Origin of the sequence: Martinezella calliandrae, from assembly GCF_030272695.1 — a bacterium.
Taxonomy (GTDB): domain Bacteria; phylum Pseudomonadota; class Alphaproteobacteria; order Rhizobiales; family Rhizobiaceae; genus Rhizobium; species Rhizobium calliandrae.
In genome coordinates this window covers 67,506-86,914 of sequence record NZ_JARFYN010000019.1, presented here as the reverse complement: position 1 = coordinate 86,914, position 19,409 = coordinate 67,506, and the positions used below count along the sequence as shown (strand labels likewise).

The following is a 19,409-nucleotide window of genomic DNA, read 5'->3' as shown; positions in this document are numbered from 1 at the left end:
TTGCCCTCAGAAAAACGCCAGCCGTTACCAGCGCTGATGAACGTGCGGCGCGATCAGGCGCTTGTAGATTTCGCGCGTTGCCGACATGACTTCGGCTGAAAGCGGTGCGAGGTCGGCGGCGGCTGCATTGGCCTTGGCCTGCTCGGCATTGCGGGCGCCGGGGATGACGACCGTGGCCGCTTCGCTCATCAAGATCCAGCGCAGCGCAAAGGCGGCCATACTGGTGCCCGAGGGGACCAGCTTGCGGACTTCTTCGACGGCCTGCAGACCGACGTCGAAAGGCACGCCGGCAAAGGTCTCGCCGACATCGAAGGCCTCACCGTGGCGGTTAAAGTTGCGATGATCGTCGCTGGCGAACTTGGTGTCGCGAGTGATCTTGCCGGAAAGCAGTCCGGAAGCGAGCGGCACACGGACGACGACCGCGACGTTCCTGCGCTTGGCTTCCTTGAAGAAAAGATGGTCGGGACGCTGGCGAAAGATGTTGTAGATAATCTGGATACTGAGCACGTCCGGATATTCGATCGCCTTCAATCCCTCCTCGACTGTCGAGACACTGACGCCGTATCCCTTGATCTTGCCGGCCTTCTGCAGTTCGTCGAGACCGGCGAAGACTTCCGGGCGATAGAAAACCTCCGTTGGCGGGCAATGCAACTGAACCAGGTCCAGACTCTCGACGCCGAGGTTTTTCAGGCTGCGGTCGATGAAGCCTTCAAGATTAGCCTTGTTGTAGCCGTCGGCGACATGCGGGTTGAGGCGCCGGCCGGCTTTGGTCGCCACCATCGGGCGCGTGCCGCCGCGAGCCTTCAGCACGTCCGCGATAATCTTTTCCGAGCGGCCATCTCCATAAACGTCAGCCGTGTCGATGAAGGTCATGCCGGAGTCGAGAGCGGCATTTAACGCGGCGCGACCGTCGGCCTCGCTGACATCGCCCCAGGCGCCGCCGATCTGCCAGGCGCCAAAGCCAACATCCGTAACGATAAAGGACGTGCGGCCGAAAGCATGGTGTTTCATGGGATTGTCTCCGTTCGTGATGAAATGCCAAGGCACTACCAGCCGCCCAGAGTGCGGACAAGCCTAGGACGAAACTCCGAAATCGCAATTGTGTGACATAGGAGTATGACAGGAGCCGGCAATAGACGAAACCGTTGGATGACGGATGCGGCACGGTGTTCATCGAACCAGTATTTCCCTAAAAGAGGGTGCCAGATATCTGATGATGACCGGAGCTTATGCCCTCTTTCAGCTTCATCCATGCCGCCGACCTCCACCTCGGCAGCCCTTTCCAGGGGCTGGCGCTGAAGGATGCTGCCGTCGCTTCTGTCTTCGTGGAGGCCAGCCGCAAGGCTTTTTCGACACTCGTGGGGTTGGCGATCGAAAAACAGGTCGATTTCCTGCTGATTGCCGGCGATGTCTATGACGGCGATTGGAAGGACAATAAGATCGGCCTGTTCTTCAATCGGGAGTTGGCGCGGCTGGAGCGTACCGGCATTCCGGTCTATCTGCTGCGCGGCAATCACGATGCGGCCAGCGTCATCACCAAGACGATAACGCTGCCTGCCAATGTCTACGAATTCCCGACGAACAAGCCCGACTCCGTCAAGCTGGAGGCCTTGCAGGTGGCGCTGCACGGACAGGGCTTTGCCGAGCGCTCGGCCAACGACAACCTGGCGCTTGGCTATCCCGCGCCGGTGTCCGGCTGGTTCAACATCGGCGTTCTCCACACGTCGCTCACCGGCCGCGAGCCGCATGCGCCCTATGCGCCGTGCTCGGTCAATGACTTGCGGTCGCGCGGCTACGACTATTGGGCTCTGGGCCACGTCCACGACTACGAGGTGGTGGCGAGCGACCCGCTGGTGATCTTCCCCGGCAATCTGCAGGGCCGGAGCATTCGCGAGCGCGGCGCCAAGGGCGCTGTACTTGTGACCGTCGAGGAGGGCGGCCGTATCAGCCATGAGCGCCTGATCGTCGACGAGGCGCGGTTTGGGCAGGTCGATATCGCTGTCGATCCCGACGATGACCAGGCAGCGATCCTGCGTCGAGTCGAGCAGGCCGCGCAGCCGCTTGCTGATGATATGGCGGGGCGCATGATGGCGCTGCGTGTCCGGCTGTCGGGTACAACGCCGCTGCAGGGCGTCATTGCCGCCAATCGCCAGCAATGGCGCGACGAAGTCGAGGCGGCGTGCCACCGCGTGCATGAGGACATCTGGCTGGAGAAGCTGGAACTGCGGCTGGAGCCGCCGGCCGCGAGCGCTGTCAAGGCCAATGGCACGCTCGATCTCGGCCAATTGCTGGCCGAACATGTCGGCGATGCGAATATCGTGGCGGAGGCGAACAGGCTCGTCGGTGAGATCGCAACACGCTTGCCTGCAGGCCTCGGGACGTCTCAGTTGCCGTTGGACGATACCATCGAGATGCTGATCGAGGAGGCGCGGCAATTGCTGCTGGCGCGCGGGCAGGGGGCAGGCTGACCCATGCGCTTCGATAGGCTCCACATCCTCCGCTACGGCGCGCTGACCGACCGCACGCTCGATTTTCGCGCCGGCGCGAAGCTGCATGTCATTTATGGGCCGAACGAGGCGGGCAAATCCTCTGCGCTCAGCGCTATTTCCGATCTGCTTTTCGGCTTTCCCGCTGCCGCCGAACAGAGCTTCCTGCATGAACCGACAAGCCTGCGTGTCGGCGCCGCCATCAGCGCGCGCGATGGCGCACCACTGGCTTTCCGCCGCCGCCGCGGGCGCAAGAACACGTTGCTCGCGCCTGATGAAAAGGAGACTCCGCTTGCCGAGGATGCCCTGTCGCCGTTCCTCGGAAATTTGAGCCGCGACGTATTCGAACGCGCTTTCGGCCTCGATTCCCTCCGTTTGCGCCAGGGAGCAACGGCCATGCTGCACAGCGGCGGAGAGATCGGCAGCCTATTGTTTTCCGCCGCCTCCGGTCTTACCGGCCTCTCTCGCTTGCGGCAGTCTCTCGAGGGCGAAGCGGACGGGATCTATGCCCAGCGACGGTCGAAGGATCGCAGTTTCTATCAGGCGCTGGACCGCCATGACAAGGCCCGCAAGGCCGAACGCGACAGTGAGCTCAAATCCGGTGACTGGAAGAAGCTGTTAACGGAAGCCGCGGAGATCGAGGCAGAATTGGAGCGCCTGCAGGACCAGCGCCGCCAGACGCGGCAGGCACTCGACCGATTACAGAGGTTGAAGACGTTGCAGCCGCTCTTGGCCGATATCGACCGCGAGATGGCGGCTCTCGTCAGCCTCACCGATCTGGACGCGATGCCGGACAGTTTTGCGGACCGGCTGGAGCAGGGCGTGAGCGACAAGCGTTCCGCCGAGGATGAGCTGCGCCGCGCCGAGCAGCTAGCCGCGCGCACCCGCGAAGAGCTGTCATCGATTGAGATAGACGAAACGCTGCTGCGGATATCGGACGATATCACACAGCTCTTTGCCGATACCGGCAACTACCGCAGCCAGCGAGATGATCTGCCGCGCGTCGATCAGGAGTTGGCGGGCTATGACGCAGCACTTGCGCAGCTCGCCCGCCGTCTTGGCTTTGCCGACGTTGCGCATTTGGACAAGCGGCAGCCGAGCGATGCCGAGCGCGCACGCCTCTCCGAATTGGTCGAAGAAGGCAGGCATTTGCTTCTGCAAGGCCAGGGGATCGCAGCGCAAGCGGACAGCGAACACAGACAATTGACGGCGTTGGAGAGAGAGAGTTTCTCGGGTCGCCTAATCGATCCTCGGCCCTATATCGACCAGCTGGAGGCATTGACCCCGGGTCTCTCCGCCCTTGCCCGCTTGGATGGATTGGAGACACAGATCCGCCGTATCAAAGCGGACCTTCAAGAGGCGGCCGCTCGTTTGCGCCCGCCGGTTGCCGATATCGGCGCGCTCTTTACCGCGCCGCTGCCGGATAGTGCCGAGATTGCCGCGCATCGCGAAACGATTGACGCCATGCGCAGCAGCCTGCGCGAGGCATCCGATAAGGCGCGCACCTGTAACGAGCAGCTAGCCGAGATCGAGCAGGCGCTGGAAGCAGCCGAGCGCACGGGTCCGATCGTGACGCATGAACAAATTGCCGACGCGCGCGACACTCGCGATGTCCTGTGGCAATCGATCCGCAACGCATTGGCGGATGGTGGCGTGCCTTCCAATGGCAAGGCGATCGCCACCCTCACGACAAGTATGGCGGAAGCGGATCGCCTTGCCGATATCGCGCTGAGCGATGCAGAGCGGGTTTCGCGTCATGCGGACAACAGGTTGCGACAGGAGCGGCTGCGACAGGAGCGTGAGGCTGCCGCGAAGCGACTGCGAGAGTGCGAAGAAACATTGGCAAAAGCGCTTGCGGCCTTTGCGGCGCTGTTCGAGCCCTGCGGTATCACTGCCCTCGACCCGGCAGCCATGCTGGAGTGGCGGCGCGCGGTCGAAGGGTTGTTCCGGGAACGCCGCGCTCTGCGCGATCTGCTGGACGAGCGGGATGAAGCTGCCCTTGCCGAAGCAGGGGTCTCGCCGGCACTGAAGGATATTGCCGACGCCACCGGCTATAAAAGCGGCCGGCTGCCGACGGGTGCGATGGCAGAAGGGTTGAGAAAACACCTCCGTCTGCTTTCGGAGCGCTGGAGCGAGAGCCGCACGCGTGAAGGCGAAATCGTCGCGGCACGCGACCGGCTGATGCGTCTTAGCGCGCAGCAGCGGGATATCGAGTGCGATCAGGCCGATTGGCGCGACGCTTTCGGCAGAGCCGTCCCCCTGTTCGGCCTTCCCACGGATGCAACGCTGGATATGGCGGCGGCGGCACTGAAGGCGTGGACCGAGCTGCCGGACGTTTTGGCGGAGCACGACAACCGCCAACGCCGCGTCAGCGGGATGCGACGCGACATGGCCGATTTCGAGCGTCGGCTCGCAACACTTGCCGCAACCGCTGGCTATGAACTCGACCACCTGCCGTCGGACGCCGCGGCCGAAGCGTTGCACGCACGCGCTGGTGCGGCGCACGGCGAACAGAAGAAGCGCGACCGGCTCGATGAGGAACGCCAGCAGGCGGAGGCGCAGGCCGTCCGCTGTGGCGAGGCGCTTGCTGCGGTGATGGCCGACCTCGCTAGGCTGACAGCGGGTCTGCCGGACGATATCGATCTGCCGGCCTTGTTGTCGCGCCTGCGCGAGCGCGCCCGGCTGAACACCCGGTTGGCCGAAAGCCGGGGCCGCTTCCGCCAACAGGCCGATGGCGTGGGCGAGGATGAAGCCCGCGCCCAGCTTATCGGCTTCGAGCGCGTCGCCGCCGAACTGGAGATCGAGCGGTTGACCGCCGAAGATCTCCGGCAATTCACGGCGCATGGCGAACTCATGGCGCGTTTGTCGGAAAACCAGCGCCAGCAGCGCGCGCTAGAGACCGGCATCAGCGCCGAATACGCCGTCTTCGAAAAGCTCTCCGCTGAACGGGAAGCCAAGGACTTGGCGCGGCAATGGGTGGTGCTGAAACTTGCAGCACGGATGCTGACAAGCTCGATGGAAGCCTACCGCGAGCACCAGGCCGATCCGGTCATCACGCGGGCGGGGGATTTGTTCTCGCTGCTGACTAGCCGCCGCTTCACGCGACTGGTTGAAGAGCATGACGAAAAGGACGTTTTGCAATTGCTGGCGGAGCGCTCAGGCGGCGAGCGCGTACCGCTGGAGGGCCTGAGCGAGGGCACGGGCGATCAACTTTACCTCGCTTTGCGGCTCGCCTTTCTGGAGGATTATTCATCCCGCAACGAGCCCGCGCCATTGATCGTCGACGACATTTTCCAGACTTTCGACGATGACCGCGCTAGCGCCGGCCTCAAGGCGCTCGCCGGCACGACGGAGCATTTCCAGACCATACTCTTCACTCACGAAATGAGCCTGGTCGAGATTGCCAAACGCGAGATCGGAACGGACTTGGATCTGATCCACCTTTAAAGCGTCAGGCCGGACATCGACGTTGTCGCTTGGATGACGTCATCGGATGGCATAGGCTGACGGCGGAGAGCAAGACGCCAGCTCGGCAAGGCAGGAGAAACGCCATGGAGATCAAGCCTAAAGGATCGCGCCCGTCGCTGATGGCGCCGGCCGAATATTTCACCGGCACCGTACGCCAGGAACCATTGATGCAGGCGCAGGCACCGGCCCGCATCCAGGTCGTCAATGTCAGCTTCGATCCGGGCGCCCGCACGGCCTGGCATACGCATCCCTTTGGCCAGACTCTGGTGGTGACATCCGGCAAAGGCCTTGCCCAGAGCTGGGGCGGCGAAATCCGGGAAATCAACGACGGCGACGTCCTCTGGTTTGCGCCGGGCGAAAAACACTGGCACGGCGCCGGGCCGGATACCGCGTTGACGCATATCGCCATTCAGGAAATGCAGGACGGCAAAGCCGCCGACTGGATGGAATATGTAACCGACGAGCAGTATCGCGGATAAATGCGAAACGGCTCCATCGGTTTGCAAAGGCGGCAGCTCTTTCAGATTGTGATGGAGGCTGCGATTGTCACATCGATCGAATATGCAGATTCGTTCCGATCAGGATTTTCGGGTTTGATTTGTCTCGGCTGCATGCGGGATTGATCGCCCGGTCCCCAAGCGTCTGCGTCTCGTGCAGGCGGCGCAGATTGTCCTTCTCCGTTCAAATCGTTTTTTCCACTCTCCCGATTTGTCGGACCCCGTGAAACTGATTCACGGTGATGGAGGCAGAGATAGGCGAACGGTGTCCAGATGATACGAAAGCGGGCATTGTGGGCGCGCGGGCAATCGTGGACGTCTTTATCGGCAGCGGCGAAATTCTCTCCACTGAATGTGTAGCAATGTGGTCGAGATGTGATATCCGCGACCGGATTGGGTAACCATCGAGCGCGACGGAATGTCATCCAATTCCGACTTTCCCGTCGATTCGCTCTACATCGTGGAGGCTTCAGCGAGCCTTCCCGAGTCGGATTGGGGCCGTCGCTTCGGGCACAGCTTCTCGGCGGAGGCTGGTGCATCATCTCCTCTACAATCTTCCCAACGCTTTTCTGTGGATTCTCCGTCCTGGCTATCGGCGCCAAGCGCTCTATCATCCGCTAGTGGAATATGCCGGCTGGCTCCACAGGCGCGCGAGGTTGAGGCGACGACCGAGCGCTAGATCGCCGACAAACCGCGATTCTTCGTCTATCCCTTGCAGCTTCAGATGGATTATCAATCGCGCTAGCACTCGCCATTCCATAGCCACCAGGATGCCCTCAGCCAGATCATGCGGTCCTTCGCCGTGCATGCAAACTCCCGACTCGCATCTGGTGTTAAAGCTTCAACCGCTCGACGATGGCCCCGTTGATTGGAAGCGCTAGATCGACGCCAGCGGCGCAGGGCGTTTGCACCGTTCTGCTACGCAAAAAGGCGCTGCGAAGTAGCTCGAAAGCCACGATATCAACCAATCAATTTCATGTTTGGAAAATGGTGGGCGATGAGAGACTCGAACTCCCGACATCCTCGGTGTAAACGAGGCGCTCTACCAACTGAGCTAATCGCCCGTCATGCAAGCGGTCATTGCCCCGCTGCGTTCGGTGGCCGTGATCTATGCGGAACGGCAAAAAACCGCAAGAGTGTTTGTGAAGATTTTTTGATTTTTTTGATGGCGTCGCCCCTCCAAGTCGATATCGCCACTATGTCCTTTCGCAAAAGCAGCATATGTGGGGGGCGTGTATGAGCCGCTTTTGAAATGCGTGAGGCGCGAACCTGCCATGCCAAATCGGCGGAGCCGAGATGCGTCGGCGAAGGTTGTGCAAACAATTCGCACTCTGTCATGGATTTGTATTTAAACCTGCTTGACACCCAAACACGAACCCCGTAGTTAGCCGCTCATCAAACGGCGAGAGGCCGCTTTGATGGGTGCGAAAGCATCCGGAATGCTTGAAATGAAATGCGGGTGTAGCTCAGTCGGTTAGAGTGCCGGCCTGTCACGCCGGAGGTCGCGGGTTCGAGCCCCGTCACTCGCGCCATTTTAAAGCACTAATTCCGGATTTTCGCCTGGCCAATAGGTCAAACGTTGCGCGGGTGTAGCTCAGTCGGTTAGAGTGCCGGCCTGTCACGCCGGAGGTCGCGGGTTCGAGCCCCGTCACTCGCGCCATTTGTTTCAAGCCATTACAATCAATCATCAATTTGCTGCGTCTGCGAAAACACTGTTCTATGTTTGCGCCGATTTGTCGCGATATCGTTGCAGCTTGCTGATAAGCCCGGTTCGGTAGTGCTTGAAACGACACATTCAAAAGGCTTGCGCCCGCGCTCCGGCTGCGCTAACCACGGCTTTGTTGCAACGCTCTTTCGCTTGGCTTGGGCATTTGCTCAAAGGCGCCACCCCGGCGTCCATGGCAAGCAGGGATGGACATGATGACTGGACTGCTCAGTTCCTATATTCCGATAGCGATTTTCATTGGTATTGCCGTGGTGATCGGCCTGGCGTTGTTGATTACGCCGTTTGCCGTCGCCTTCAAGGCGCCTGATTCGGAAAAGCTGTCGGCTTACGAATGCGGCTTCAACGCATTCGACGACGCCCGCATGAAGTTCGACATCCGCTTCTACCTTGTGTCGATTCTCTTCATCATCTTTGACCTGGAAGTCGCCTTCCTTTTCCCCTGGGCCGTATCCTTCGGTGCGATCGGCTGGTTCGGGTTCTGGTCGATGATGGTGTTCCTGGCGGTGCTGACCATCGGCTTTATCTATGAATGGAAGAAGGGAGCGCTCGAATGGGAGTAACCCAAAGCAACACTACGCTCGTTGCGCCGCAGCCGAAGGGGATTATCGATCCCGCAACGGGCAAGCCCGCTGGCAGCAATGATCCGTTCTTCGGCGAGATCAACAATGAACTTGCCGACAAGGGCTTTCTGGTCACTTCGACGGACGAGCTGATCAATTGGGCCCGCACCGGCTCGCTGATGTGGATGACCTTCGGTCTCGCCTGCTGCGCTGTCGAAATGATGCAGGTTTCCATGCCGCGTTATGACGTCGAGCGCTTCGGTTTCGCGCCGCGCGCCTCACCGCGTCAGTCCGACGTCATGATCGTCGCCGGCACGCTGACCAACAAGATGGCTCCGGCTCTGCGCAAGGTCTACGACCAGATGCCGGAGCCGCGCTACGTCATCTCGATGGGCTCCTGCGCCAATGGCGGCGGCTATTATCATTATTCTTATTCCGTTGTGCGTGGCTGCGACCGCGTGGTGCCGATCGACATCTATGTACCGGGCTGTCCTCCCACAGCCGAGGCACTGCTTTACGGCGTGCTTCTGCTGCAGAAGAAAATCCGGCGCACCGGCACGATCGAACGGTAATGCAGGGGACAAGGCAATATGAGTGAAGCCCTGAACGAGCTCGCCACCTATCTCACGGAAGTCCGCGGCGCCCTGATTTCGTCGTTCGAAATCAAGTATGGCGAACTGAACGTGACGACAACAGCCGCAAACGTGGTCGCGCTGCTGACGTTCCTGCGCGATGATGCCAAATGCGGTTTCGTCAACCTGACGGATATTTGCGGCGTTGACTGGCCGCAGCGTCCCGATCGGTTCGACGTCGTCTATCACTTGCTTTCGCCGAAGAAGAACCTGCGCATCCGCGTCAAGGTTCCGGTCGCCGAAGATCAGCCGGTTCCCTCCGCCTGCGGCGTCTATCCGGGCGCCGATTGGTTCGAGCGCGAAACCTGGGACATGTACGGCGTTCTCTTCACCGGCCACCCGGATCTGCGCCGCCTACTGACCGACTATGGCTTCGAAGGCCATCCACTGCGCAAGGATTTCCCGACCACCGGTTTCGTCGAAGTCCGTTATGACGACGCTGCCAAGCGGGTCATCTACGAGCCGGTAGAGTTGAAGCAGGAATTCCGTAACTTCGACTTTTTGTCCCCCTGGGAAGGCACGGACTACGTGCTACCGGGCGATGAGAAGGCGAAGGCATAATTTTGTGGCGTGTGGCGGGCGAAGCCTGCCATTCTCTGAAGATCTGAAAACGCGAGCATCGCCGCCATGACAGAACACAACGTTCGCAACTTCAACATCAATTTCGGTCCGCAGCACCCGGCTGCGCACGGCGTATTGCGTCTTGTCCTCGAATTGGACGGCGAAATTGTGGAACGCGTCGATCCCCATATCGGCCTGCTGCATCGCGGCACGGAAAAGCTGATCGAAACGAAGACCTATCTGCAGGCCGTCCCTTATTTCGACCGCCTCGATTATGTGGCGCCGATGAACCAGGAACATGCCTATGCGCTGGCCGTCGAAAAGCTGCTTGGCATCGAGATCCCGATTCGCGGCCAGTTGATCCGCGTCCTCTATTCGGAAATCGGCCGCATCCTGTCGCATCTACTGAACGTGACGACGCAGGCCATGGACGTCGGGGCCCTGACGCCGCCGCTCTGGGGCTTCGAAGAGCGCGAAAAGCTAATGGTGTTCTACGAGCGCGCCTCGGGCTCGCGCATGCATGCCGCCTATTTCCGTCCGGGCGGCGTCCACCAGGATTTGCCGGAAAAGCTGGTGCAGGATATCGGCGACTGGTGCGATCCCTTCCTGAAGGCTCTTGACGATATTGACGAGTTGCTCACTGGCAACCGCATTTTCAAGCAGCGTAACGTCGATATCGGCGTCGTGTCGCTAGAAGACTGTTGGGCCTGGGGCTTCTCGGGCGTCATGGTACGCGGCTCGGGTGCTGCGTGGGATTTGCGCCGCGCGCAGCCCTATGAATGCTACTCCGATCTCGAATTCGACATTCCGATCGGCAAGAACGGAGACTGCTACGATCGTTATCTGATCCGCATGATCGAGATGCGCCAGTCCGTCCGCATCATGAAGCAGTGCGTCAATCGCTTGCTCGGGGATGCCAAGACTGGCCCGGTCTCTTCGCTCGACGGTAAGGTCGTGCCGCCGAAGCGCGGTGAGATGAAGCGCTCGATGGAAGCGCTGATCCACCACTTCAAGCTCTACACCGAAGGCTATCATGTGCCGGCCGGTGAGGTTTATGCCGCCGTCGAAGCGCCGAAGGGCGAGTTCGGCGTCTATCTCGTCTCCGACGGTTCGAACAAGCCGTATCGCTGCAAGATCCGTGCTCCGGGCTATGCGCATCTGCAGGCGATGGATTTCATGTGCCGCGGCCATTTGCTTGCCGACGTCGCGGCCGTGCTCGGTTCGCTCGACATCGTATTCGGTGAGGTGGATCGCTGATGCAGCTTTGGCCGGTCATCGTTGCTGCGGTTCTCGTTGCTTCCGGAGCTTCGGCTCAGCAGGTAGGAAAGACGCAGGCGTTGCCCAGCATCTCTGTGCAAGGTTCGAATGTGAAAAGCTCGAATAGTGCCAAGAGTGGGAATACAGCCTCGCAGAGCGCGACATCGACCATGGCCGATCTCGTGTCACGCGGCTATGAAATAAAGGCCGCTGTACCGAATGGCGGTAAATTCGTTGTGTTTATGCAGAAAGACCAGTCGGCCTATGCCTGCGAATTTTCGTCTCTGACGGATACGCGGTGTGGGTCCTTAAACTGAGATAAGGCGTGAAAGATGTCCGTTCGTCGACTAGCCGAAGATCAATTCCAGCCTGCCGCATTCGCCTTTAACCAGGAGAACGCGGCTTGGGCGGAAAAGACGATCAAGAAATATCCCGAGGGCCGCCAACAATCCGCGATCATCCCGCTGATGATGCGCGCGCAGGAGCAGGACGGATGGGTCACCAAGGCGGCCATCGAAAAGATCGCCGATATGCTTGACATGGCCTATATCCGCGCGCTCGAGGTCGCCACCTTCTACACGCAGTTTCAACTGCATCCGGTCGGCAGCCGCGCTCATATCCAGGTTTGCGGCACGACCCCCTGCATGTTGCGCGGCGCCGAAGGCCTGGTGAAGGTCTGTAAGAGCCGGATCGCCGGCCACGCACTGGAGCGCAATGCCGAAGGCACGCTCTCCTGGGAAGAGGTTGAATGTCAGGGCGCTTGCGTCAACGCACCGATGGTCGTGATCGGCAAGGATACCTATGAGGATCTGACGCCGGAACGTCTCGAAGAGATCATCGATGCATTCGTCGCAGGCAAGGGCAGCGAAGTCCCGACCGGTCCGCAGATCGATCGTATTTTCTCCGCGCCGGAAGGCGGTTTGACTTCGCTAAGGGATTCGCCGAAGCCGGCGACGAAGAAGAAGTCTGGTGTTAAGGTCGTCGCCGAAACGGTCGCTCTACCGCCATCCGAGGCAGCAAGGCCCGTCAGTGGCGATGCTGAGACCAACCCGGCGCTGAAGAGCCCAGCCGACGGCGAAACCGTGCTGCCCGCAGAGCATCCGAAGGCGGCTCCGGCCAAAGAAGACAATACGGCTGTCGGCGACAAGGCTGAGTAAGAGGTAAGGTATGTTACAGGATCAGGATCGCATCTTTACCAATATTTACGGTCTCAAGGACAAGTCCCTGAAAGGCGCGATGGCGCGCGGCCACTGGGACGGCACCAAGCAGATCCTCGAAAAGGGCCGGGACTGGATCGTCAACGAGATGAAGGCTTCCGGCCTTCGCGGTCGTGGTGGCGCAGGCTTCCCGACCGGTCTGAAGTGGTCCTTCATGCCGAAGGAAAGCGATGGCCGTCCGCACTATCTCGTCGTCAACGCCGACGAGTCCGAGCCAGGCACCTGCAAGGACCGCGATATTATGCGCCACGATCCGCATACGCTGATCGAAGGCTGCGTTGTCGCCGGCTTCGCCATGGGCGCTCACACCGCCTACATCTATGTTCGCGGCGAATACATGCGCGAGCGCGAAGCCCTGCAGGCGGCGATCGACGAATGCTACGATGCTGGACTTCTGGGCAAAAACAACAAGCTCGGGTGGGACTTTGACGTTTTTGTTCATCACGGCGCCGGCGCTTATATCTGCGGCGAAGAAACCGCGCTGCTCGAAAGCTTGGAAGGCAAGAAGGGCCAGCCGCGCCTGAAGCCGCCGTTCCCGGCCAACATGGGTCTCTATGGCTGCCCGACCACCGTCAACAACGTCGAGTCGATCGCCGTTGCCCCGACGATCCTGCGCCGCGGCGCCAGCTGGTTCTCCTCCTTCGGCCGTCCGAACAATGTCGGCACCAAGCTGTTCATGATTTCCGGTCACGTCAATCGTCCGTGCACGGTCGAAGAGGCGATGGGCATCAGCTTCCGCGAATTGATTGAAAAGCACGCCGGCGGCATTCGCGGTGGCTGGGACAATCTGCTTGCCGTCATCCCCGGCGGCGCGTCGTGCCCGGTTGTTCCGGCAGCGGACATCATCGACTGCCCGATGGATTTCGACGGCCTGCGCGAAGTCAAATCGTCCTTCGGTACCGCGGCTGCGATCGTCATGGACAAGTCGACGGATATCATCAAGGCGATTGCCCGTATCTCGGCCTTCTTCAAGCACGAAAGCTGCGGCCAATGCACGCCGTGCCGCGAAGGCACGGGCTGGATGTGGCGCGTGCTGGAGCGCATGGCCCGGGGCAATGCGCAGAAGCGCGAAATCGACATGCTGTTCCAGGTGACGAAGCAGATCGAAGGTCATACCATCTGTGCGCTCGGCGACGCCGCCGCATGGCCGGTACAGGGCCTGATCCGCAACTTCCGCCCGGAAATCGAAAAACGCATCGACCAATATACGGCCAATGCGACGAGCCACGGCGCGGTGCTGGAAGCGGCCGAGTAAGGACGATCATGGCGAAGACCACAGATACCAAGCAGAATAGCGGAGCGGACGATATGTCGGCTGATCTCACCCGTATTGCTGCGGACATGCTGCGGAATTCGCCTACCTTGCCGATCCATCCGTTGATGTCGCATCCGGCTGCTGCCTTTGCCGCCGCGACCGCGATTGGGTTCGGCTTCTCCTCGCAGATGGCGGGCGCGTTCTTCGGCGCGCTGCAAGGCGCGGTCGAGGCGACCAACAAGCTCGCTGTCGCGTTCGACGAGGAAAACAATGGGGCAGCTGCGCCTGAGCCGGCGGCAAAGAGTGACGGGACCGAGGAGCCAAAGCCGGTGACGGCATCGCCCGCTGCCAAGCCGGCTGAGGTGAAGAAGGTCGAGCCGAAGCGGGTCGCCGCGAAAGCAGCGCCGGCGAAGGCGCCGGCCAAAGCCAGGACCAGTGCCAAAGCCGTTGCTGCGGAGCCGGTCGCGACAAAGCCGGCGGCGGCGCCGGCGCGCAGCCGCAAGGCGGCCGCTAAGGCGGATGACTTGAAGCGGATATCGGGCATCGGTCCGAAGCTCGAGCAGGTTCTGAACGGGCGCGGCATTCAGCGCTTTGTCGATATCGCTGCCTGGAGTGAGGCGGATATCGAACGGATCGATTCGGAGCTCGGTTTCGACGGTCGTATCCGTCGTGACGACTGGGTCGGCCAGGCAAAAGCGCTCCGGCCAAAGGGCCGGGGCTGAGGATTTTCTTCGGCTATGCCGCAAGCTGCCGAAGAGCGTGAAATTGAGCGGTGAGCATGTTGCGGGCGCGGCCCGCGACGTTTCAGCCGGGGTGCCGATCTTGTGGGGGCAAGGTTCGGCAAAGGTGATTGTGAGCAAAACCGGTGCCACACGGCTGAAATGCCGTGCCGCTGGCGAGACGGTATTGCGGTCATGAAATTGTCTGAGGCCAGGTTCGGCGGCAGACGTGAGATAGGACTGAGTGGACGATGGCAAAACTGAAGATTGACGGTAAAGAGATCGAAGTTCCGGATCACTACACGCTTATCCAGGCGTGCGAGGAAGCCGGCGCCGAAGTCCCGCGCTTCTGCTTCCATGAACGGTTGTCGGTGGCCGGCAATTGCCGCATGTGCCTCGTCGAGGTGAAGGGAGGCCCGCCGAAGCCGCAGGCCTCCTGCGCCATGGGCGTGCGCGACATCCGCGGCGGCCCGAACGGCGAGCTTCCGGAAGTCTTCACCAATACGCCGATGGTCAAGAAGGCCCGCGAGGGCGTAATGGAGTTCCTGCTGATCAACCATCCGCTGGATTGCCCGATCTGCGACCAGGGCGGCGAATGCGACCTTCAGGACCAGGCGATGGCCTTCGGCATCGATAGTTCGCGCTATCAGGAAGACAAGCGCGCCGTCGAGGACAAATATATCGGTCCGCTCGTCAAGACCGTGATGAACCGCTGCATCCACTGCACGCGCTGCGTCCGCTTCACGACGGAAGTCGCCGGCATTTCCGAACTCGGCCTGATCGGCCGCGGTGAAGATGCGGAAATCACCACCTATCTCGAGCAGGCGATGACCTCCGAGCTACAGGGCAACGTCGTCGACCTTTGCCCGGTCGGCGCGCTGACCTCGAAGCCCTTCGCGTTCACGGCCCGTCCGTGGGAGCTGAACAAGACCGAATCGATCGACGTCATGGACGCGCTTGGCTCGGCCATCCGCGTCGATACCCGCGGGCGCGAAGTCATGCGCGTCCTGCCGCGCGTCAACGAGCAGATCAATGAAGAATGGATCTCCGACAAGACCCGCTTCATCTGGGACGGTCTGAAGACGCAGCGCCTCGACAAGCCCTATGTCCGCAAGGACGGACGCCTGCAGGCTTCGACTTGGAGCGACGCCTTTACCGCCATCAAGTCCGCGGTTGCCGCCACCAGCGGCGACAGGATCGGTGCGATTGCCGGCGACCTCGCTTCTGTCGAAGAGATGTACGCGCTCTCCGAACTACTGAAGTCGCTGGGATCAGAAAATCTCGACTGTCGCCAGGACGGGACGGCGCTTGATCCGTCGCTAGGCCGCGCAAGCTACATCTTCAACCCGAGCATCGAGGGCATCGAAGCCGCCGATGCGCTGCTGATCATCGGTGCCAACCCGCGCTTCGAAGCGGCCGTGTTGAACTCAAGAATCCGCAAGCGCTGGCGCCGCGGCAAGTTCCCGATCGGCGTGATCGGCGAACATGCCGACCTGCGTTACTCCTATGATTATCTCGGCGCCGGTCCGGATACGCTGGCCGATGTCGTCGGCGGAACGCACGGCTTTGCCGATGTTCTTAAGAACGCGGAAAAGCCGATGATCATCATCGGCCAGGGCGCGCTTATTCGCGAAGACGGTGCTGAGGTGCTTGCGAATGCCGCCAAGCTCGCCGCCGCTGTCGGCGTCGTGAAGGACGGTTGGAACGGCTTTGCCGTGTTGCACACCGCGGCTTCCCGTGTTGGCGGCCTCGACCTCGGCTTTGTGCCGGGCGCAAAGGGCGTCAATGCTGCCGCGATGCTCTCGTCGATGGACGTTCTCTTCCTGCTCGGTGCCGACGAGCTGGACTTCAGCCGCAAGGGCGCGAAGTTCACCGTCTATATCGGCTCGCATGGCGACAACGGCGCGCACATTGCCGACGTTATCCTGCCGGCCGCCACCTACACCGAGAAGTCGGGCACCTGGGTCAACACCGAAGGCCGAGTTCAGATGGGCAACCGTGCTGGCTTCGCGCCGGGCGACGCGCGCGAGGACTGGGCCATCATTCGTGCCCTTTCCGACGTGCTCGGCAAGAAGCTTCCCTTTGATTCGTTGAGAGAATTGCGTGCCAAGCTCTATGCTGCTTTCCCGCATTTCGCAGGCATTGACGAGATCGCCGAAGGCGATAGCGCCCAAATTGTCGCACTCGCGAAAAAAGCCGGCGCGATGACAAAATCCGGGTTTGCTTCGCCGATCAAAGACTTCTATTTGACGAACCCGATAGCGCGTGCCTCTGCCGTCATGGCGGAGTGCTCGGCATTGGCCCGCAACAATTTCCAGGCTGCGGCAGAGTAAGGGCAAAGGACTATGGATTCATTCGTTTCGACCTATCTTTGGCCGGCGCTGATTATCATCGGTCAGTCCCTGCTGCTCCTCGTTTGCCTGCTGATCTTCATCGCCTACATCCTTCTTGCCGACCGCAAGATCTGGGCAGCGGTTCAGCTGCGCCGTGGCCCGAACGTCGTCGGTCCTTTCGGCCTATTCCAGTCCTTCGCTGACCTTCTGAAGTTCATGGTCAAGGAGCCGATCATCCCGGCCGGCGCCAACAAGACCGTCTTTTTGCTGGCCCCACTCGTTTCCGTGGTTCTGGCGCTCTCCACCTGGGCTGTCGTGCCGGTGGCGCATGGCTGGGTCATCGCCGACATCAATGTCGGCATCCTCTACATTCTGGCGATCTCGTCGCTTGAAGTGTACGGCATCATCATGGGGGGCTGGGCTTCGAACTCGAAGTATCCGTTCCTCGGCGCGCTGCGTTCAGCCGCGCAGATGGTGTCCTATGAAGTCTCGATCGGCTTCGTCATCGTCACAGTGCTGCTTTGCGTCGGCTCGCTGAACCTGACCGATATCGTCATGTCGCAGCAGACCGGCCTCGGCACCAAGCTCGGCCTGCCGGCGTCGTTCCTCGACTGGCACTGGCTGTCGCTGTTCCCGATGTTCATCGTGTTCTTCATTTCGGCCCTCGCTGAAACGAACCGTCCGCCTTTCGATCTTCCGGAAGCGGAATCGGAGCTTGTTGCCGGCTTCATGGTCGAATATGGCTCCTCGCCATATATGATGTTCATGCTTGGCGAATATGCCGCCGTCGTTCTGATGTGCTCGCTGACCACGATCCTCTTCCTCGGTGGCTGGCTGCCGCCGATCGATATCTGGATCCTGAACTGGGTCCCGGGCATCATCTGGTTCCTGCTGAAGTCGTGCCTCGTCTTCTTCATGTTCGCGATGGTCAAGGCGTTCGTGCCGCGCTACCGCTACGACCAGCTCATGCGCCTCGGCTGGAAGGTCTTCCTGCCGCTGTCGCTGGCGATGGTCGTTATCGTTGCATTCGTGCTGAAGCTGACAGGATGGGCATGATGATGTCGATCCTCGCTTCAAGCAGATTTGGAGGTTGAAGATGGCCGGAATTTCCAACGCCGTCAGCTCGCTGTTCCTCAAGGAATTCGTCGGCGCATTCTTTCTGTCGATGCGCTACTTCTTCAAGCAGAAGGCGACGATCAATTATCCCTTCGAAAAGGGGCCGGTCAGCCCGCGCTTCCGCGGTGAACATGCGCTGCGGCGCTATCCGAATGGTGAAGAGCGCTGCATCGCCTGCAAGCTCTGCGAAGCCATCTGTCCTGCTCAGGCCATCACCATCGAAGCCGGGCCGCGCCGCAACGATGGCACCCGCCGCACGGTGCGCTACGACATCGACATGGTGAAGTGCATCTATTGCGGCTTCTGCCAAGAAGCATGCCCGGTCGATGCGATCGTCGAAGGGCCGAACTTCGAATTCGCTACCGAAACCCGCGAAGAGCTTTACTTCGACAAGGCGCGGCTTCTGGAAAATGGCGACCGCTGGGAGCGTGAAATCGCGCGCAATATCGCGATGGACTCGCCGTACCGCTAAGCGGAATTTTGAATATGCCGAGACGGGCGGCCGAGATTGTCGCCGTCGCGGTCGAATAGAGACCGGGGCTTTGCCGGACATTTTGTCCAGCCAAGTCCCATCGGGCAGGGACACTCCCGGCTGCCCGGGGGAAGACGAAAAAGGCACCAACATGGGTCTGCAGGCTCTTTTTTTCTATATCTTCGCCTTTGTCGCGGTAGCGTCGGCGTTCATGGTTATCTCGTCGCGGAATCCGGTCCATTCGGTCCTGTTCCTCATCCTGGTCTTCTTTAATGCGGCGGGTCTCTTCCTCCTGATGGGGGCGGAGTTCCTGGCGATGATCCTGCTGGTCGTCTATGTCGGCGCCGTCGCGGTTCTCTTCCTCTTTGTCGTCATGATGCTCGACATCGACTTCTCCGAGCTCAGGGCAGGTATTCTGGAATATGCGCCGATCGGCGCGCTGATCGGCATCATCCTCGCCGCCGAACTGATCGTCGTCATCGGCGGCAGCGTGATTTCGCCCACGATCGCAAAGTCGGTCGCCATGCCGATCCCCGCGCTGACGACCCGGACGAACACCGCCGCGCTCGGCGACGTACTCTATACCAACTACGTTTATTTCTTCGAGATTGCCGGCCTTGTGCTCCTGGTCGCGATGATCGGCGCGATCGTGCTGACACTGAAGCATCGCACGCACATCAAGCGTCAGAGCATTCCCCAACAGGTCGCCCGCACGCCCGCGACCGCCGTCGAGGTGGTCAAGGTCAAGCCGGGGCAGGGCGTCTAAGGCGAGGCACGAGGGTCAAAGGAACAAGAATATGGTCATCGGACTTTCCCACTACCTGACGGTCAGCGCCATCCTTTTCGTGCTCGGCGTCTTCGGCATTTTCCTGAACCGCAAGAATGTGATCATCATCCTGATGTCGATCGAACTCATTTTGCTCGCGGTCAACATCAACATGGTCGCCTTTTCGACGTTCCTCAACGACATCGTCGGCCAGGTTTTCGCTCTGTTCATTCTGACTGTCGCCGCTGCCGAAGCGGCCATCGGTCTTGCAATTCTCGTCGTCTTCTATCGTAACCGCGGTTCCATCGCGGTCGAAGACGTCAACATGATGAAGGGCTGATAAA

At 60.6% G+C, this 19,409-nt stretch carries 17 protein-coding genes, 3 tRNA genes and 1 pseudogene; 19 read left to right on the top strand and 2 right to left on the bottom strand.

The window, feature by feature from the left end; translation table 11 throughout:
* Positions 1-24 precede the first annotated feature (24 nt).
* Positions 25-1,011 carry an aldo/keto reductase gene (locus tag PY650_RS16675; protein ID WP_285880510.1) on the bottom strand — a complete coding sequence of 329 codons (987 nt, stop codon included), beginning with the start codon at positions 1,009-1,011 and terminating at the stop codon, positions 25-27.
* Positions 1,012-1,229: 218 nt separating this feature from the next.
* Here PY650_RS16675 and PY650_RS16670 point away from each other — a divergent pair, with 218 nt between their 5' ends.
* The 4 genes from PY650_RS16670 to PY650_RS16655 all read left to right on the top strand — a co-directional run bounded on the left by PY650_RS16670 (position 1,230) and on the right by PY650_RS16655 (position 7,130).
* Positions 1,230-2,468 (top strand): metallophosphoesterase family protein, encoded by a 1,239-nt coding sequence (locus PY650_RS16670; RefSeq protein ID WP_285880509.1) that lies wholly within the window; start codon positions 1,230-1,232, stop codon positions 2,466-2,468.
* A gap of 3 nt (positions 2,469-2,471) precedes the next feature.
* Entirely contained in the window at positions 2,472-5,933 is a 3,462-nt protein-coding gene (locus tag PY650_RS16665; protein WP_285880508.1) for an ATP-binding protein, read from the top strand.
* A 104-nt stretch (positions 5,934-6,037) separates the two neighbouring features.
* A complete protein-coding gene (locus tag PY650_RS16660) occupies positions 6,038-6,433 on the top strand; it encodes a (R)-mandelonitrile lyase (protein WP_285880506.1) in 396 nt (131 codons plus the stop codon).
* A 436-nt stretch (positions 6,434-6,869) separates the two neighbouring features.
* Positions 6,870-7,130, top strand: coding sequence for a hypothetical protein (locus PY650_RS16655; protein ID WP_285880505.1), 261 nt, complete (start codon positions 6,870-6,872; stop codon positions 7,128-7,130).
* A 309-nt stretch (positions 7,131-7,439) separates the two neighbouring features.
* On the opposite strand, the gene PY650_RS16650 is transcribed toward PY650_RS16655, so the two are convergent.
* Positions 7,440-7,515: transfer RNA gene (locus tag PY650_RS16650), tRNA-Val, on the bottom strand.
* Positions 7,516-7,906: 391 nt separating this feature from the next.
* On the opposite strand from PY650_RS16650, the gene PY650_RS16645 reads away from it, so the two are divergent.
* From PY650_RS16645 to nuoK, 15 genes and pseudogenes are all read left to right on the top strand, one after another.
* A tRNA-Asp gene (locus PY650_RS16645) sits at positions 7,907-7,983 on the top strand.
* A 51-nt stretch (positions 7,984-8,034) separates the two neighbouring features.
* A tRNA-Asp gene (locus PY650_RS16640) sits at positions 8,035-8,111 on the top strand.
* 260 nt (positions 8,112-8,371) lie between these two features.
* A complete protein-coding gene (locus tag PY650_RS16635; RefSeq protein ID WP_028754004.1) occupies positions 8,372-8,737 on the top strand; it encodes an NADH-quinone oxidoreductase subunit A in 366 nt (121 codons plus the stop codon).
* The gene (locus tag PY650_RS16630; protein ID WP_285880504.1) at positions 8,728-9,309 is read left to right on the top strand and encodes a NuoB/complex I 20 kDa subunit family protein; all 582 of its coding nucleotides are present in this window, start codon (positions 8,728-8,730) and stop codon (positions 9,307-9,309) included. The genes PY650_RS16635 and PY650_RS16630 overlap by 10 nt, the downstream gene beginning before the upstream one ends.
* An 18-nt stretch (positions 9,310-9,327) precedes the next feature.
* Entirely contained in the window at positions 9,328-9,930 is a 603-nt protein-coding gene (locus PY650_RS16625; protein WP_285880502.1) for an NADH-quinone oxidoreductase subunit C, read from the top strand.
* 66 nt (positions 9,931-9,996) lie between these two features.
* On the top strand, positions 9,997-11,187 hold the full coding sequence (locus tag PY650_RS16620; RefSeq protein WP_107107737.1) for an NADH-quinone oxidoreductase subunit D: 1,191 nt from the start codon (positions 9,997-9,999) through the stop codon (positions 11,185-11,187).
* On the top strand, positions 11,187-11,504 hold the full coding sequence (locus PY650_RS16615; protein ID WP_285880500.1) for a hypothetical protein: 318 nt from the start codon (positions 11,187-11,189) through the stop codon (positions 11,502-11,504). Before PY650_RS16620 ends, PY650_RS16615 begins: the two co-directional genes overlap by 1 nt.
* Before the next feature lie 15 nt (positions 11,505-11,519).
* Positions 11,520-12,299: pseudogene (gene nuoE / locus PY650_RS16610) on the top strand (NADH-quinone oxidoreductase subunit NuoE); the annotation flags it as partial.
* Between the two features lie 55 nt (positions 12,300-12,354).
* A complete protein-coding gene (gene nuoF / locus PY650_RS16605) occupies positions 12,355-13,659 on the top strand; it encodes an NADH-quinone oxidoreductase subunit NuoF (RefSeq protein ID WP_285880498.1) in 1,305 nt (434 codons plus the stop codon).
* Positions 13,660-13,667: 8 nt separating this feature from the next.
* Positions 13,668-14,381 (top strand): helix-hairpin-helix domain-containing protein, encoded by a 714-nt coding sequence (locus PY650_RS16600; RefSeq protein WP_285880496.1) that lies wholly within the window; start codon positions 13,668-13,670, stop codon positions 14,379-14,381.
* A 248-nt stretch (positions 14,382-14,629) separates the two neighbouring features.
* Complete coding sequence (gene nuoG / locus PY650_RS16595; RefSeq protein ID WP_285880495.1) at positions 14,630-16,711, top strand: NADH-quinone oxidoreductase subunit NuoG; 2,082 nt, start codon at positions 14,630-14,632, stop codon at positions 16,709-16,711.
* 12 nt (positions 16,712-16,723) lie between these two features.
* Positions 16,724-17,767, top strand: coding sequence for an NADH-quinone oxidoreductase subunit NuoH (gene nuoH, locus PY650_RS16590; RefSeq protein WP_285870013.1), 1,044 nt, complete (start codon positions 16,724-16,726; stop codon positions 17,765-17,767).
* Positions 17,768-17,807: 40 nt separating this feature from the next.
* Entirely contained in the window at positions 17,808-18,299 is a 492-nt protein-coding gene (gene nuoI, locus PY650_RS16585) for an NADH-quinone oxidoreductase subunit NuoI (protein WP_028754013.1), read from the top strand.
* Between the two features lie 151 nt (positions 18,300-18,450).
* Positions 18,451-19,065: an NADH-quinone oxidoreductase subunit J gene (locus PY650_RS16580; RefSeq protein WP_285880527.1), complete on the top strand. Its 615-nt coding sequence runs from the start codon at positions 18,451-18,453 to the stop codon at positions 19,063-19,065.
* A 31-nt stretch (positions 19,066-19,096) separates the two neighbouring features.
* Positions 19,097-19,405, top strand: a complete 309-nt coding sequence (gene nuoK / locus PY650_RS16575) for an NADH-quinone oxidoreductase subunit NuoK (RefSeq protein ID WP_285870011.1) — start codon at positions 19,097-19,099, stop codon at positions 19,403-19,405.
* The last annotated feature ends 4 nt before the right edge of the window (positions 19,406-19,409 follow it).

Excerpts from the sequence above, each read along its gene's own strand:
- PY650_RS16675 (WP_285880510.1), bottom strand. The coding sequence starts at position 1,011 with ATGAAACACCATGCTTTCGGCCGCACGTCCTTTATCGTTACGGATGTT.
- PY650_RS16670 (WP_285880509.1), top strand. The coding sequence starts at position 1,230 with ATGCCCTCTTTCAGCTTCATCCATGCCGCCGACCTCCACCTCGGCAGC.
- PY650_RS16665 (WP_285880508.1), top strand. The coding sequence starts at position 2,472 with ATGCGCTTCGATAGGCTCCACATCCTCCGCTACGGCGCGCTGACCGAC.
- PY650_RS16660 (WP_285880506.1), top strand. The coding sequence starts at position 6,038 with ATGGAGATCAAGCCTAAAGGATCGCGCCCGTCGCTGATGGCGCCGGCC.
- PY650_RS16655 (WP_285880505.1), top strand. The coding sequence starts at position 6,870 with ATGTCATCCAATTCCGACTTTCCCGTCGATTCGCTCTACATCGTGGAG.
- PY650_RS16635 (WP_028754004.1), top strand. The coding sequence starts at position 8,372 with ATGACTGGACTGCTCAGTTCCTATATTCCGATAGCGATTTTCATTGGT.
- PY650_RS16630 (WP_285880504.1), top strand. The coding sequence starts at position 8,728 with ATGGGAGTAACCCAAAGCAACACTACGCTCGTTGCGCCGCAGCCGAAG.
- PY650_RS16625 (WP_285880502.1), top strand. The coding sequence starts at position 9,328 with ATGAGTGAAGCCCTGAACGAGCTCGCCACCTATCTCACGGAAGTCCGC.
- PY650_RS16620 (WP_107107737.1), top strand. The coding sequence starts at position 9,997 with ATGACAGAACACAACGTTCGCAACTTCAACATCAATTTCGGTCCGCAG.
- PY650_RS16615 (WP_285880500.1), top strand. The coding sequence starts at position 11,187 with ATGCAGCTTTGGCCGGTCATCGTTGCTGCGGTTCTCGTTGCTTCCGGA.
- nuoF (WP_285880498.1), top strand. The coding sequence starts at position 12,355 with ATGTTACAGGATCAGGATCGCATCTTTACCAATATTTACGGTCTCAAG.
- PY650_RS16600 (WP_285880496.1), top strand. The coding sequence starts at position 13,668 with ATGGCGAAGACCACAGATACCAAGCAGAATAGCGGAGCGGACGATATG.
- nuoG (WP_285880495.1), top strand. The coding sequence starts at position 14,630 with ATGGCAAAACTGAAGATTGACGGTAAAGAGATCGAAGTTCCGGATCAC.
- nuoH (WP_285870013.1), top strand. The coding sequence starts at position 16,724 with ATGGATTCATTCGTTTCGACCTATCTTTGGCCGGCGCTGATTATCATC.
- nuoI (WP_028754013.1), top strand. The coding sequence starts at position 17,808 with ATGGCCGGAATTTCCAACGCCGTCAGCTCGCTGTTCCTCAAGGAATTC.
- PY650_RS16580 (WP_285880527.1), top strand. The coding sequence starts at position 18,451 with ATGGGTCTGCAGGCTCTTTTTTTCTATATCTTCGCCTTTGTCGCGGTA.
- nuoK (WP_285870011.1), top strand. The coding sequence starts at position 19,097 with ATGGTCATCGGACTTTCCCACTACCTGACGGTCAGCGCCATCCTTTTC.